Source organism: Lentzea sp. NPDC055074 (genome assembly GCF_053608005.1).
In genome coordinates, this window is record NZ_JBSGUQ010000004.1 from 551,580 (window position 1) to 565,169 (window position 13,590).

Here is a 13,590-nt window from a genome sequence, read left to right on the forward strand (position 1 = left end):
ACTCTCCGTGAGCAAGCGGATGGTCAGGCTCGGAGCGGTTGCCCTGCTCGCGCTGGGTGTCGCCCTTCTGGTGCCGCCGACCGCACCGCTGCCGTCGTTCTCGGGGGTGGTGCTGGTCCTCGCGTCCGGTGCGCTGGCCTGGCTCCAGGTGAGGGACGGCCAGCTCGTCGACGGGTACCGCCGTGCCGTCCGGTTGCTCGGCAGCGACGAGGCCGAGCTCAGGGTCGACGGACTCCACCTGCTGGAACAGATCGCGGAGGACTCCGCGCAGAGCCGGCTGCTCGTCGACGTCACCATCGGGGACTTCCTGCGCGAGCGATCTCCCTGGACGGCCTCGGAGCACCCGCCGCGGCCCGTCGGCGAGAGTCCGGCACCGGACGTCGAGGCGGCCCTGGCGATCCTCACCCGGCAGCCGGTCGCGGCACTCGACCTGTCCCACGTGGATCTGCGCGGCGCGGACCTGCGCGGGGTCTCGCTGCGCGAGGCGTCCCTGCGCGGTGCCAGCCTCGAAGGCGCGGATCTCCGTGCCGCCGATCTCACGAACGCGGACCTGCGCGGCGCCGACATGCGCGCCGGCAACCTGGACAAGGCGGCGCTGGCCGGAGCCCGCGTCGACCGGAAGACGATCTGGCCTCCCGGCTTCACGCCCGCGCGTGTCTCCGCGTCGCTGTTCAGTGACTGAGACAACCCGATCGCGGGGAACAACCCGCCGCGGCCTCCCCTTGAACAATTAGTTAGGTCTACGAACGTTCGAGGGAGCTCTTGTGAGCCTGTTGTTCTCCCCGCTGACCCTGCGCTCGGTCACGCTGCCCAACCGCATCGCGGTCAGCCCGATGTGCCAGTACTCGGTCGACAAGGAAGACGGCGTACCGACCAGCTGGCACCTCGTCCACCTGGGCTCCCGCGCGGTCGGCGGCGCCGGCCTCGTCATGGCCGAGGCGACGGCCGTGGAGGCGCGCGGCCGCATCTCGCCGCAGGACACCGGCATCTGGAACGACGCGCAGGTCGAGGCCTGGAAGCCCATCACGGCGTTCATCAAGGAGCACGGCGCGGTGCCCGCGATCCAGCTCGCGCACGCCGGGCGCAAGGCGATCGGGGACTGGGTGCCGGTGGCGCCCACGACGGAGCCGTTCCCCGGCGGCAACCAGCCGGAGAAGCTGACGAACACCACGCAGATCGTGAAGGCGTTCGTCGACGGCGCGCTGCGGGCGATCGAGGCCGGGTTCGAGGTCCTCGAGGTCCACGCCGCCCACGGCTACCTGCTGCACGAGTTCTACTCGCCGCTCACGAACGAGGGCAGCATCGAGGAGCGCATCGCCCTGCCCGTCGAGGTCACCGCCGCAGTCCGGGCAGCGGTCGGCCCGGAGGTACCCGTGATCGTGAGGATCTCGGGCACCGACTGGGTCGACAACGGCTGGACTGCCGACGACAGCGTCGTGCTGGCACATGCGCTCAAGGCCGCGGGTGCGGACCTGATCGACGTGTCCAGCGGCGGCAACACCGCGCAGGCGGACATCCCGATCGGGCCCGGCTACCAGGTGCCGCTCGCCGAAGCTGTGCGACGCAAGGCAGACGTGCCCACGGGTGCGGTCGGCCTGATCACCGAGGCGAAGCAGGCCGAACAGATCTTGACGGACGGTTCCGCCGACCTGGTCCTGCTCGCGCGCGAACTGCTCCGCGACCCGTACTGGCCGCTGCACGCGGCACAGCAGTTGGGTGTGGAGGTCAGGGCGCCGAAGCAGTACGCCAGGGCGTTCTGAAAGAGCCCTCAGAGTTCAAGGGCTGGGCACCGGGGTCACCGGTGGCCCAACCCTTGAACTCCGAAGGCTGAATTCAGCGACGGTAATCGTCGTAGTCGTCGTACGGGTCATCGTGTGGTGGCTCGTCGCCACCACCGCTCCCGTTCGGCGACCTTTCATCAGTCGACAGCTCGCGCTGCAACGCAGCGAAGTCGGTCTCATGAGAGCTGTATTTGAGCTCCCTGGCGACCTTCGTCTGCTTGGCCTTAGCTCGGCCGCGCCCCATGGCTCGACCCCCTCGCACAGGGACGGGGGCGGCCGGGGGAACGGCGGCCCCACTCGTCTCGACAACTGATTCCTGGTAACTACCGTACCGTGCCGATGGGGTTCCTCGCGACGCGGTAGGCGTGACACGTACCGCCAAATCTCATGGCCCCCCTCGCGTGGAAGGATGCACACGTGCCCAGACCGTTCGTCGCCTACCTACGGGTGTACGAACCGTTATCGGTCTTGGACGCAACGCTAGCTTCCAAGGTCGAAAAAGCCCTGGATGCGGGCCCTGTCCCCCGCGCGGAGGTGGGCGACCGGGAACGAGAGCTGTGGTTGCGATCACAGTTGAGACAAAAGCTCCTCCCGGGCGAGTCCTTCGACGTGATGACGATCAGCCCGGCCGAGGTTCCGACCTCCGAGGCCGCCCGCGTCGGCCCAGGGCCGCTCGTCTGCCCGCTCGACCTCCGGACCCGCTCCGCCGCCGCTCTGGTCGGCTTCCTGGCCTCCTCGCCGCCGATCCTCCAGGACGCGGCCCTCGCCCTCTCGCCGGAAACGGTCCGAGCGCGCGCGTCCGCCGTGATGGCCGAGCTGACCGTCGGCGCGGTCCACGTGATCTCCACGACGTGGACGGTCCCTCTGCCGTGGTTCGCCCTCGTCGACCCCGCCCAGCGCCGCGTGGTGCTCGCCAGCGCCCAGGACGACCCCGAACGGCAGGTGTCGTGGCGCGTGGCCATGGCCGACGCCCGAAGGCGGGTCGCGCGGGCCCTCAAGGTCGTGAAGCGCTCCCTGGGTGAGGACGGGCCGGCCAAGGTCCTGTCCGACACGGGCCGCTGGCTCGAGCACTTCCACCCGCACTCCGCCGTCGAGCTCGACTACGGCGGCCTGGTGCAGCTGCTCGAGGACAAGGACCTGCTCGAGGACACCTCGGCGGCCGACGTGAACGCGATCGTCGACGCCCTCGAAGCGGACGACGCCGAGGAGGTCGCGTTGCGCTACGAGGCGCTGCGCGAGTTCTGGGGCGAGCTGGCCCGCAGGGAACGCCACGGCTGAAGCAGCACCCGCGCGACCACGGCGGCCACTGCCGCCAGCAGCATCGCCGCGGGCCAGCCCACCGACACCGCGACGAAGCTCGCGACGAACGGGGTCACCGCCGCGCTCAGGTAGTTCGCCGAGTTCTGCATCGCGATCGCCGTGGCACTGCGCCCGTCCGGCGCGAGCTCACCGGCCTCGGTGACCGCCAGCCCGTTCCAGCACAGCGCGAACAGCGAGGTCGGCACCAGCACCGCGATCAGCAGGGGCAACGGCGCCTGGTCCAGTGCCGCGACCAGCGCGAACCCGCCCGCCGTGATCACCGAGACGATCTTCAGGGGCCCGATCCGGCTGCGTGCCCGGTCCGACCACACCCCGGCCGCCAGCCGTCCGGCGCCGCCCAGCAGCTGCGCGACGGCGAAGACGGCCGCGGCCGCCGTGACGCTCATGCCGCGGTGCTCGTGCAGCAGCGGGACCGTCAGCGCGGTGGCGGTGAACTGGGGCACCACGAGCAGCCCGCTGGCGAGCGACAGCCGCAGCAATCGGGGGTCCTTGAGCACCAGTCCGTGCTCGGAGCTCGCCCGGATCGCGCCGGGCGGTTCCCTGACCAGCAACGCCACCGCGAGCGCCACGAACGCCGTGATGCCCGCCAGCACGACGAACGCCGTGGGCACCCCGGACGAGAGGGCGATGCCGGGCAGGACGGCCGCGGTGAGGGCGGCGCCGAGCGGGGTCGCCGTCTGCCGGACCCCCATGGCGAGCCCGCGCGACTCCCTGCCGAACCACGACATCACCGCCCGGCCGCTGGCCGCGTTGACGCTGGCCCCGAACAGGCCGGCACCCAGGAGTGCGAGACCGGCGATCCAGGCGTTGCCCAGCGCGACGGACAGCAAACAAGCCGCGGAGCCCACGCCGCCGATGGTCATCACGAGCCGTTCGCCGCGTCGGTCCGCGACGACACCCCACGGCACGAGAGCGATCATCGTGCCGAGGTTGACCGCGCCGAGAAGCAGCCCGACCTGGGGCAACGTCAGTGAGAAGTGCTGCTGGAGCTGGGGGCTGATGGCCGGCAGGCCCAGGAAGACGGCCGCGTTCGTGCCCTGCGCCACTGCACCCACAGACAGCACGACCCAGCGGTACCCCATGAGGGCACGCTAGGTCGACTGTTCAGAAAGTGGAACGGTTGTCTTACCTCTTGGGACGGTGGTGTCCGCGCTCGGCGGCCAGCAGCTCGTCCACCGACGCACTCCCGCGCTGGTAGCGCGCGGCGATCTCGGCGTTGAGCTTGTCCACGACCACCTGCACCTCGCGACGTCGCACCGACACGGACGCCTCTTCCGAGATGAACGTCTCCAGCACCTCGCCGAGCTTCGAGTCGTCCAGGGAGCTCACGTCGGAGAGGTCCACGTCGGAGATCAGCGCCTCGACGTGCCGTTGATGCGCATCAGCACGTGACGGCTCATGGGTCTGGTACCGGCCGAGACCGGTCGCGGGACCCACGGCGTTCGTGGAGAGGATGGTGGCCAGCTGCTCGACCACGGCCGAGCCTCCCGAGCTGCGGCGCTCTTGTTCCGCACGCACGATGTCGATGCGCGCGTGCAACAACCGCCGCAGGTAGGACAGATCTGTCTCTTCCTGCGCAGCTTCGTCGCGGAGTTCGCGCACCTCGACGAGCGGGCGCTGCTCGACGCCCTCCGTGTAGTCGGGGGCGAGCACCCTGTCGATTCGGCGGCGCCCGCCAGGACGCACCTCGATCACGTGTCCATCCTGCGGTAGATCCTCCCTACCCGCCAACACATCCCATGCACCAAACTTGTCTCAAATGTGCACGCCCAGCAGCTTTCGCGCCTCGTCCGGGGTCAAAGCGGGTCGCTGGGCGATCTTGGAAAGCCCTGCGGCACGTGCCACGAGCTGTGCGTTGTCCCGCACGGGCACCCCTCGCGAGTAGCTGACGGTGTCTTCCATACCCACTCGGAGGTGGCCACCCGCACCCAAAGCGGTGAACATCACGGGGAGAGTGGTCCGGCCGATCCCGGTGGCGGAGAACGTTGCCCCGTCCGGCAGAGCGTTGACTGCGGCGACCAGGGTCGCGGCGTCACCGGGCATGCCGCCGGGCACGCCCATGACGAGGTCGACGTGCACGTGGCCGCCCGCGGGCAGGCCGTGCTGGTCGAGCAGGCGCTTCAGCGACGCGAGCTGCCCGACGTCGAAGATCTCGTACTCCGGGACGATCGAGCGCTCCTGCATGCCCTTGTGCAGGGAGACGATGAACTCCCAGCGGTTCATGAAGACGTCGTCGCCGAAGTTGACCGTGCCCATCGTGCAGGACGCGGAGTCCGGCATCGCCTCGAGCACGCGCAGCCGGTGCTCTTCCGGGTCGTGCACCGACCCACCGGTCGACAGCTGCACGACGAGGTTCGTCTCGGACCGCAGGGCTTCGACGGTGGCCTTCAGCAGACCGAGGTCGAGCGACGGTTTCGTGTCCTCGCCACGGATGTGGACGTGGATCATCGCCGCGCCGACCTGCTCGCAACTCTGCGCCGTCTTGACCAGCTCTTCCAGGGTCACCGGAAGCTGCGGGACGTCGGCTTTCGCGTGCTCCGCTCCGGTGGGAGCGACAGTGATGAGCGTGCCCAGGGACATAGGCGCGACTGTAGCGGTCCGGCTGGGGTCAACCCCGCAGGTTGCGAACGGCTTCCCGGCCCAGACCGGGGGTGTCCGCGGGCACCGAGTCGGGGTCGATTCGTGCCGGAACCTCCCGTTCGGGTGCCCCGGCGACGAGCTCCGCCTCGACCGGTACGGACCGCTTGACCAGCGCCAACGCGATCGCGCCGAGTTCGTGGTGCAGCGTCACGGTGCCCACCCGGCCGACCACGCGGCCGTCCAGCGTCACCGGGTCGCCGGTCTCCGGCTGGGCGTCGGCAGAACCATCCAGGTGGAGTAGGAGCATTCGCCTGGGCGGGCGTCCCACGTTGTGGACCTTGGCGACCGTCTCCTGGCCGCGGTAGCACCCCTTGTTCAGGTGCACGGCCGGGTCGATCAGGCCGACCTCGTGCGGGATCGTGCGCTCATCGGTGTCGATGCCCTGCCGTGCGCGCAGCGACTCGACCCGCAGCGCCTCGAACGCGTAGCTGCCCGCGGGACGTGCGCCGGCGTCCGTGAGGCGCTGCCACCACGCCGCCTTCTCGTCGCGCGGTACCAGCAGGTCGAACGAGTTCTGGCCGGGCCACGACGTGCGGCGCACGAAGCCATCGCCGAGCGCGTCGACGTGCGATGGCTGCGGGACACCGAGCTTCTCCAGCAGCGCGGGGGCGTCCGGGCCGGTGATCGTGAGCAGCGCGAACTCCGCCGTGGCGTCGCGCGGCTCCACCTTGGACCAGAACACCATCTTCTTCAGGTACGCCAGCAGGTCGTCGACCTTCTCGACGTCGAGGAACACCGTGCCGCCGACGTTCGCGACGACCATGTGGTGCTCCAGGCGGCCCTGGGCGTCGAGGATCAACGCCTCGGTCGCCGCGCCCTCGCCCAGCTGCTCGAAGTGCTGGCTCGTGAGCTGGTGCAGCCACTTGAGCCGGTCCTCGCCCGGGATCGCGATGACACCGCGGTTCGAGCGGTCGACCACGACCACCGAACGGACGGCCGAGCGCTGTTCGGCGAACGGGTCGCCGTAGTGCCAGGCCACGCCTGCGTCGGTGGAATCGTCGGGCGGTGGGACGGCTCCGGGGAGGCTCACTCGGTCTCCTGCTCCTGCTTCAAACAGTCTCGGCACGTGCCGGACAGGGCGAGATGGCTTGCATCAAGTTCGAACCCTTCGCGCTCCCGCAATGTTCCGACCAACGGGTCGAGAAGCTCACACGGGATCTCCTGGATCGAGCCGCACACGTGGCACACGAGGTGCACGTGCTGGTGATCGTCGACCGAGTAGCTCGGCGCACCGTGGCCAAGGTGCGTGTGCCGAACCAGTCCGAGCCGGTCGAGGAGATCGAGCGTCCGGTAGATCGTGGTGATGTTGACCGTCGGCGCCGTCTCCTGGACGCGCTGACAGATCTGCTCGGGTGTCGCGTGTTCCAGCGACCGGACCGCGTCCAGCACGAGCTGACGCTGCGGCGTCATCCTCATACCGCGGTCGTGCAGCGTTTTGCGCAGGCCTCTTGCGGTCTCCACGTCAACCATGTTAGTTGCCGCTAGTAGGCTCGGCGCATGCGCGTGCTGGCACTGCTCGACGGAACCCTCGCTGACCCCGACTCGCCGCAGATCCGCGTCGAGGACCTGGGACTCATGCGCGGCGACGGCGTGTTCGAAACGATCCTCGTGGTCGACGGGAAGCCCCGCGAACTCACGCCCCACCTCGACCGGCTCGACCGGTCCGCGGCCATGCTCGACATGGCGCCCCCTCCCCGTGCGGAGTTCGAGCGCGCGGTCGAGCTCGTCATCGGGAACTGGGCCGGCGGGCAGGAGTTCGCCCTCAAGCTCGTCTACACCCGCGGCGTCGAGGGCGGCGACGGCACGCCCACCGGGTTCGCGCTGGGCATGGAGATCGGCGCGAAGGTGCTCAAGCAGCGCGCCGAGGGCCTGTCCGCCGTGACGCTGGACCGGGGCATCGACGCGGATCTCGCCGACCGCGCGCCGTGGTTGCTGCTGGGCGCCAAGTCGCTGTCGTACGCGATCAACATGGCCGCGCTGCGCGAGGCCGAGCGCCGCGGTGCCGCCGAGGTCGTCTTCACGACGTCCGACGGCTCCGTCCTCGAAGGCCCGACCTCGACGCTGATCCTGGTGCGCGGCAAGACCCTGGTGACGCCGCCGTCGAAGCTCGGCATCCTGCCCGGCACCACGCAGTACGCGTTGTTCCGCGCCGCCGAGCGCGCCGGTTGGACCGTGCTCGTGGAGCCGATCCAGACCGGCGAGCTCTACGACGCCGAGGGCGTGTTCCTCTGCTCCAGCGTCCGCAAGATCACGCGGGTGACCGTGCTGGACGGCAAGCAGCTGCCCGACTCGTCGGCCCTGCTGACCGAGCTGCAGGGCCTGTACGAGTCGGAGTACTGATCGAGAGCGCGGTGACCGCGCTCAGCGGAGTCCGGCGTCGACCGCGGCCATCAACGGGCCGCGGTCACCCGACATCTCCCAGAACATCGCGCCCAGCAGGTTCTTCGACTTCAGCCACGCGGTCTTCTTCTGGATCGACCACACGTCGTCGAAGGTCCACCACTGGTTGCCGGTGTAGCAGGACGTCGCCACGGAGACCTCGTCGTGGAAGACGGTGCAGTTCGGCACCGAGGCGACGAGGTTGGCGTACCCGCGCGTGCCCGACTCCTCGGGGAACTGCCCCGGCGCCGCACCTCCCGCGGTCTGCCACTCGCCGTTCTTGCCGCCGTTGGCCACGTTCTGCCAGCCGCGGCCGTAGAACGCGAGCCCGAGCGTGATCTTGCGTGACGGCACTCCGGCGTCGAGGTAGGCCTGCACGGTGCTCTCGACGCTGAACTTGGTGGTGTACGGGTCGTCCGGGTCCGGGTAGAGGTTGCCCTGGTGGCCGGTGCGGTTGGGCTCCCACGAGTTATCGCTGCCGGAGCCGTGGAAGTCGTAGCCCTGGACGTTGAAGATGTCCATCGACTGCGCGACCCGTCCGAGCTCCCAGCCCGCCTCGATCTTGCCGGGGTCGGCCGGGGTGAACGCGGTGAGCTGGTAGCGCTTGCCGGTCGTGGTGCTGTACGCGTCCATCTGCCGGCGGAACTCCTCGATCAGCAGGGTGTTGTTGACCTTGTCCTGCGGCCCGAAGTGGTTGCCCGCGTGGCCTTCCGCGCCCGGCCACTCCCAGTCGAGGTCGAAGCCGTCGAAAATGCCCGCGGCGCTGCCGGGACCGCCCGCGCTGTTGTAGACGGGCAGGTTTCCCTTGAGGTAGACGTCGATGCACGACGCCACGAACTTCTTGCGCGCCGCGTCCGTCGCCGCCACGTCCGAGAAGTACTTGGAGTACGTCCATCCGCCGAGTGAGATCAGCACCTTGAGGTTCGGGTGCTTCACCTTGAGCTTCTTGAGCTGGTTGTAGTTGCCGCGCAACGGTTCCCAGCCGCTGTCCGCGACGCCGTCGACGGACTGCGCGGCGCTCATCGGCCTGCTGTAGTCGGCTTCCGCGTCGCCCGCACCGTCACCCTGGTTCGGGTCCTGCGGGTTCGGGCTCGTGCCCTTCGTGACGCCGTGCAGACACGTCAGGTTGACCGGGTCGATGTTGCCGAACGCGTAGTTGACGTGCGTCATCTTCGCCGCGTCCATGTCCTTCACGAAGTACTGGCGCCCGTATATGCCCCACTGCACGAAGTACCCGACACGGGCGTAACCGCCGACGATGTCACCAGTGCGCTCGTTCAGCGCGTTGCTCGGGCCCGAGACGTTGTCGTAGAGGTCCCGCGCCCTGACGGTGAACGTGTAGCCGGTCGACGGTGAGAGGCCGCCGATCACGGCCGTGGTGCCGGAGACCGTCGTCTTCACGGTCGAGCCGACGTAGACGTCGTAGTTCGCGATCCCGCTGTTGTCCGTGGAGGCGTTCCACGCCAGCGTGATGCTGCCCGCGTCCTTGGCCGTCGCCCGCAGGTTGCCCGGCGCGGCCGGTGGCGTGGTGTCGTTGGCGGGGTTGTTGGTGGTGACGCTGACGGCGGCGCTGGGACCGCTCTGAGCGCCCTTGGTGTCCTTGGCCCGCACCGTGAACGAGTACGCGGTGTTCGGGTTCAGGCCGGTGATGACCGTGGACGTCGTGGCGGAGGAGCCGACGACGCTGGCGCCGCTGTAGACGTCGTAGCTCGCGACCGGCAACGACCCCGGCGTGGACGCGTTCCACTGCAGGCTCACCGTGCGCGTGGTCTTGCTCGGGCTCGTGAGACCCGTTGGGGCGCTTGGTGGAGTGTCGGCGCTGCCGTCGCAGTTGGCGTTGTTGACGCGGCAGGTGACCGGGTCGACGTTGGCGCTGATCGAGAACGTCGGGCTGTAAGGCTCGGTGCTGCCCCCGGCGGCGACGGTCTTGTTGTAATGGATCGGGGTGACGGTGACCTGGTTGCCGCTCTGGCTGACGGTGCCGTTCTGGCCGTTGCTGACCGTCACGCCGTTGGGCAGCGTGAAGGAGATCGACCAGTCGCTGACGGCGGCGGTCCCGTGGTTGCGGACGATGAACTTCGCCGTGCCCCCGGCCACGGAGTAGTCGGCGGTCAGCCCGGTGGGCGCCGGAGGCGCGGTGCCGCTCCCGTCGCACGCCATGTTGTTGATCGTGCAGGCAGTCGGGTCAGCCGCGGCGCTCAACGTGAACGTGGGGCTGTAGGGCTCGGTGTTGCGCCCCGGCGGGAGGTTGTTGATGTAGAAGGCAGGAGTGAGCGTCACTCTCGTGCCGTTCTGGGTGATCGTCGCGTTCTGCGGACTGCTCGCCGTGACACCCGCGGGCAGGTCGAACTTGACCGACCACCCGTTGAGCGCGGCGGTGCTCGCGTTGGCGACGACGAACTTGCCCGTCGTGCCGGTGCGGGAGAAGGTCGCGGTGATGCCCGTGGCGGCCTGTGCAGGGACCACCAGAGCCAGGAGTGCTACCAGACTTGCTAGCAGGGCAGGGATCCGGCGCATGCGGAACTCCAGTTTGGTAGAGATTCCGCGGCGGCTGCCAGTTACGGTATTTGGTCTGGACCACTTACGTCAACGACGTCGTTCCTCAGCCGATCGGCCGGAACCTGACCTCCGTGCCCGGCCTCGCCTGCCCGATCGCGGCGAGGAAATCGTTGTCCACCACACCGATCACGGGGTAACCACCGGTCGTCGGATGGTCGTTGAGGAACACCACGGGCTGCCCGTCCGGCGGCACCTGGACCGCCCCGGTGATCATCCCTTCACTGGGAATCTCCCCGTCACGACGATTCAGCTTCGTCCCCTGCAGCCGCGCCCCGACCCGGTTGCTCCGGTCCGACACCGTCCACTTGCCCTGCCGCAGCTGGGTTTCCGCCTCGTCGAACCAGTCGTCGCGCGGCCCGAGCCTGATCGGGATGACCAACGTTTGCAGCGCGTGGTGCGGCGGCACCACATCGGCACCTTCGGGCAAGCTCGGCGTCCCAAGATGCAGGACATCGTTGTCCCGCAAGGGTTCTGGACCGATTCCGGAGAGCAGGTCGGTGGACCGGCTGCCGAGCTCCCTCGGCACGTCGATGCCACCGGAGATCGCCAGATAGCTGCGCAGTCCTGTCCGCGGCGTGCCGATTTCGAGGACTTCGTCCTGTTCGAGGTGCAGCGGGTGGTGCGAGTCGGCGAGCTTCTGGTTGATCCGGACCTCGACGGGCGGCCCGGTGATGGCGACCGTGCAGCTCGCGTTCGCTCGGATCTTCAGGCCACCGAGCAGGAGCTCGAGGCCGGCCGCGCCCTCTTCGTTGCCCGCGAGCCGGTTGGCCAGCTTGAGCGAGTGCTGGTCGAGCGCGCCGGACGGGGGCACGCCGAGGTGTGCGTTGCCGGGCCTGCCGAGGTCCTGGACGAGCGCCTGCGGGCCGGTCTTGATGATCGTGATGCTGCGCTTCATGCGACCACGAACCTGACCTGGTCGCCCGGCTGCAGCAGTGCCGGGGTCTCGGCCTTGGCGTCGAACAGCGTGATCTCGGTGCGGCCGATCAGCCGCCAGCCGCCCGGTGTCGGTCTGGGGTAGGCGGCGGTGAACTCGCCCGCGATGCCGACGGAACCCTGCGGAACCTTGGTGCGCGGGGAGTCGAGCCTGGGTTGCTGGAGGACGGCCGGGAGGCCGGTGAGGTAGCCGAAGCCCGGGGCGAAGCCGCAGAACGCGACCTCGTAGGTGGCGCCGGTGTGCAGTTCGACGACTTCCTGGGGAGTGATGCCGGCTGTTTCGGCGACCAGGTCCAGGTCGGGGCCGTCGTAGACGACCGGGATGGTGATCTCACGGGAGTGCTTCGCGGGGGCCTGGGTCAGGTCGACTGCCTTCAGGGCTTCCCGGACCTGGGACAGCGCGCCCTTGACCAGCACTGTTCGGGCTGCGGGGACCAGCTCTTCGATGCCGTCGAGCTGTTCGAGGGCTGCGCGGACGGCCGCGACCTCGCTCAGGGAGTCGACCTCGACCAGGAGCGCGTCGGTTCCGCAGCGCCGCAGAAGCATGGGTACATGTTACGGGGAATCGTGGGATTGTTGAACAATCCGACACGCGGATCGTTCAACAATCCTGCGGGTGTGCGTGGCTGGGGCGCCGGATCGGCGATCGATCCTCAGTCAAGCAGAGCCTCGTTGGACTGACGGATCGTTCAACAACTCGACGATCCCCACGTTGGATCGTTCAACAATCACACGAGCCTCGCGTCGGATCGTTCAACGATCCAGTCGACCTGGCGTTGGATCGTTGAACGATCTGACGATCCACCTAGCCGACGATGCGCTTGAGGTGCGCCGACGCGTGCGGCTGCATCTCCTGGCCCATCATGGCGCGCTCCTCGACATACGCGAGGTCGCCGTTCACCACGCCGTACAGGCGCTGCGAAGCCTTGACGTCCTTGGCCGTGGCGGAGCGGATGACCGCGTCCGTCTCGAACTCCCAGGACGTCTGGGTGCGCACCTTGCCGTAGTACAGCTCGACGATGCCCGTGTTGTGCGTCAGCAGGAGCTCGATCGTGTCGTCTTCCTGAGGCCGCCAGAAACCCTGCTCCCGAGCAGCCGGCCGGATGACCTCGCCGGCCTCGTTGAGCAGCCACGACCGCGCCTCGTAGACGAGGAACGGGCGGCCGTCGTGAGCGAAGGTGATCTGCTGGCCGAAGCGGAACGGGCCGTCGATCGTCGGGTAGACGATCTCGCCCTCGCCGCGCCACACGCCCACGAGCGGCAGGACGCCCAGCAGGGCGTCGTTCAGGTTCGCGCCCTCGCGGAGGTTCGCCGTGTCGCCCGGGATGGGCATGTCGTCGAACTGCGGGAGGTTGCGCGCCTTGGTGGCGGCTGCTCGTTCCTCGGCCAGGCGGATGGCCTCGTCGCCGCTGCTCATCGTTGGTCGGAGTAGAGGCGGTAGACGACGTAGCCGGCGAACCACATTACGGCGATCGTCACTAGCACCAGGAGTCCGGTGAAGATGTGTTCCACGGTGGAGAGGATATCTCGCTGGTGGTGACGTGCAGGGTTGTGGTGGTGGAGGACACCGGGGGTGCCTGGTCGGGGGTGTGGTTGGGGTGTGGTTGGGGTGTGGTCGGCAGGGGTCTTTGCGGTGGCTTGCCGGGGTGGGCTCGCTTGGGGATCGCCTTGCGTCGGCTGCTTGTGAGCCGCGACCTTTGCGTGGGTCGCTTTGCGGGCGGCGACCTTCGCGTGGGTCGCCTCGCGAACGGCGACCCTTGCGTGGGTGGTCGCCTTGCATAGGGCTGACCTGGCGTGGGCTGACCTGGCGTGGGTTGACCTCTGCGTGGGCTGACCTCTGCGTGGGCGACCTTGGTGTGGGCGACCTTGGTGTGGGGCGAGCTAAGACGGTGGTCACCTTGCGGGCGGCCAGGTTGCGTTGAGTGCTTCCCCTGGGGCTCTGCCCCAGACCCCGGCAATCTGATCAGGGGGCCAGCGC

14 protein-coding genes are annotated in these 13,590 nt (G+C 68.9%); 4 read left to right on the top strand and 10 right to left on the bottom strand.

Features of this window, described 5'->3' with window-relative positions; all coding sequences use genetic code 11:
• The first annotated feature begins 7 nt into the window (after positions 1-7).
• On the top strand, positions 8-682 hold the full coding sequence (locus ACWF7A_RS13140) for a pentapeptide repeat-containing protein (RefSeq protein WP_452250639.1): 675 nt from the start codon (positions 8-10) through the stop codon (positions 680-682).
• Between the two features lie 82 nt (positions 683-764).
• A complete protein-coding gene (locus ACWF7A_RS13145) occupies positions 765-1,760 on the top strand; it encodes an NADH:flavin oxidoreductase/NADH oxidase (protein ID WP_452250640.1) in 996 nt (331 codons plus the stop codon).
• Between the two features lie 73 nt (positions 1,761-1,833).
• Here ACWF7A_RS13145 and ACWF7A_RS13150 read toward each other — a convergent pair whose 3' ends face one another.
• Positions 1,834-2,025 carry a DUF3073 domain-containing protein gene (locus ACWF7A_RS13150; protein ID WP_360041030.1) on the bottom strand — a complete coding sequence of 64 codons (192 nt, stop codon included), beginning with the start codon at positions 2,023-2,025 and terminating at the stop codon, positions 1,834-1,836.
• A 173-nt stretch (positions 2,026-2,198) separates the two neighbouring features.
• Between ACWF7A_RS13150 and ACWF7A_RS13155 the strand changes: the two genes are divergently transcribed.
• A complete protein-coding gene (locus ACWF7A_RS13155) occupies positions 2,199-3,059 on the top strand; it encodes a hypothetical protein (RefSeq protein WP_452250641.1) in 861 nt (286 codons plus the stop codon).
• On the opposite strand, the gene ACWF7A_RS13160 is transcribed toward ACWF7A_RS13155, so the two are convergent.
• From ACWF7A_RS13160 to ACWF7A_RS13180, 5 genes are read right to left on the bottom strand one after another with little or no spacing between them, the layout of a single operon-like run.
• Positions 3,002-4,183, bottom strand: coding sequence for an MFS transporter (locus tag ACWF7A_RS13160; protein ID WP_452250642.1), 1,182 nt, complete (start codon positions 4,181-4,183; stop codon positions 3,002-3,004). The genes ACWF7A_RS13155 and ACWF7A_RS13160 overlap by 58 nt on opposite strands.
• Before the next feature lie 43 nt (positions 4,184-4,226).
• Positions 4,227-4,796: an RsiG family protein gene (locus ACWF7A_RS13165; RefSeq protein WP_452250643.1), complete on the bottom strand. Its 570-nt coding sequence runs from the start codon at positions 4,794-4,796 to the stop codon at positions 4,227-4,229.
• 60 nt (positions 4,797-4,856) lie between these two features.
• Positions 4,857-5,681 (bottom strand): 3-keto-5-aminohexanoate cleavage protein, encoded by an 825-nt coding sequence (locus ACWF7A_RS13170; RefSeq protein WP_452250644.1) that lies wholly within the window; start codon positions 5,679-5,681, stop codon positions 4,857-4,859.
• A gap of 28 nt (positions 5,682-5,709) precedes the next feature.
• Positions 5,710-6,771 carry a CAF17-like 4Fe-4S cluster assembly/insertion protein YgfZ gene (gene ygfZ / locus ACWF7A_RS13175; protein ID WP_452250645.1) on the bottom strand — a complete coding sequence of 354 codons (1,062 nt, stop codon included), beginning with the start codon at positions 6,769-6,771 and terminating at the stop codon, positions 5,710-5,712.
• The gene (locus ACWF7A_RS13180) at positions 6,768-7,157 is read right to left on the bottom strand and encodes a transcriptional repressor (RefSeq protein WP_439664575.1); all 390 of its coding nucleotides are present in this window, start codon (positions 7,155-7,157) and stop codon (positions 6,768-6,770) included. Before ACWF7A_RS13180 ends, ygfZ begins: the two co-directional genes overlap by 4 nt.
• An 81-nt stretch (positions 7,158-7,238) precedes the next feature.
• Here ACWF7A_RS13180 and ACWF7A_RS13185 point away from each other — a divergent pair, with 81 nt between their 5' ends.
• Complete coding sequence (locus tag ACWF7A_RS13185) at positions 7,239-8,081, top strand: aminodeoxychorismate lyase (RefSeq protein ID WP_452250646.1); 843 nt, start codon at positions 7,239-7,241, stop codon at positions 8,079-8,081.
• 21 nt (positions 8,082-8,102) lie between these two features.
• Here ACWF7A_RS13185 and ACWF7A_RS13190 read toward each other — a convergent pair whose 3' ends face one another.
• The 4 genes from ACWF7A_RS13190 to ACWF7A_RS13205 all read right to left on the bottom strand — a co-directional run bounded on the left by ACWF7A_RS13190 (position 8,103) and on the right by ACWF7A_RS13205 (position 13,029).
• A complete protein-coding gene (locus ACWF7A_RS13190; RefSeq protein WP_452250647.1) occupies positions 8,103-10,637 on the bottom strand; it encodes a glycosyl hydrolase family 18 protein in 2,535 nt (844 codons plus the stop codon).
• 85 nt (positions 10,638-10,722) lie between these two features.
• Positions 10,723-11,574, bottom strand: coding sequence for a 5-oxoprolinase subunit C family protein (locus ACWF7A_RS13195; protein ID WP_452250648.1), 852 nt, complete (start codon positions 11,572-11,574; stop codon positions 10,723-10,725).
• Positions 11,571-12,158, bottom strand: a complete 588-nt coding sequence (gene pxpB, locus ACWF7A_RS13200; protein ID WP_452250649.1) for a 5-oxoprolinase subunit PxpB — start codon at positions 12,156-12,158, stop codon at positions 11,571-11,573. Before pxpB ends, ACWF7A_RS13195 begins: the two co-directional genes overlap by 4 nt.
• A gap of 259 nt (positions 12,159-12,417) precedes the next feature.
• Positions 12,418-13,029 (bottom strand): FABP family protein, encoded by a 612-nt coding sequence (locus ACWF7A_RS13205; protein WP_452250650.1) that lies wholly within the window; start codon positions 13,027-13,029, stop codon positions 12,418-12,420.
• Positions 13,030-13,590 lie beyond the last annotated feature (561 nt).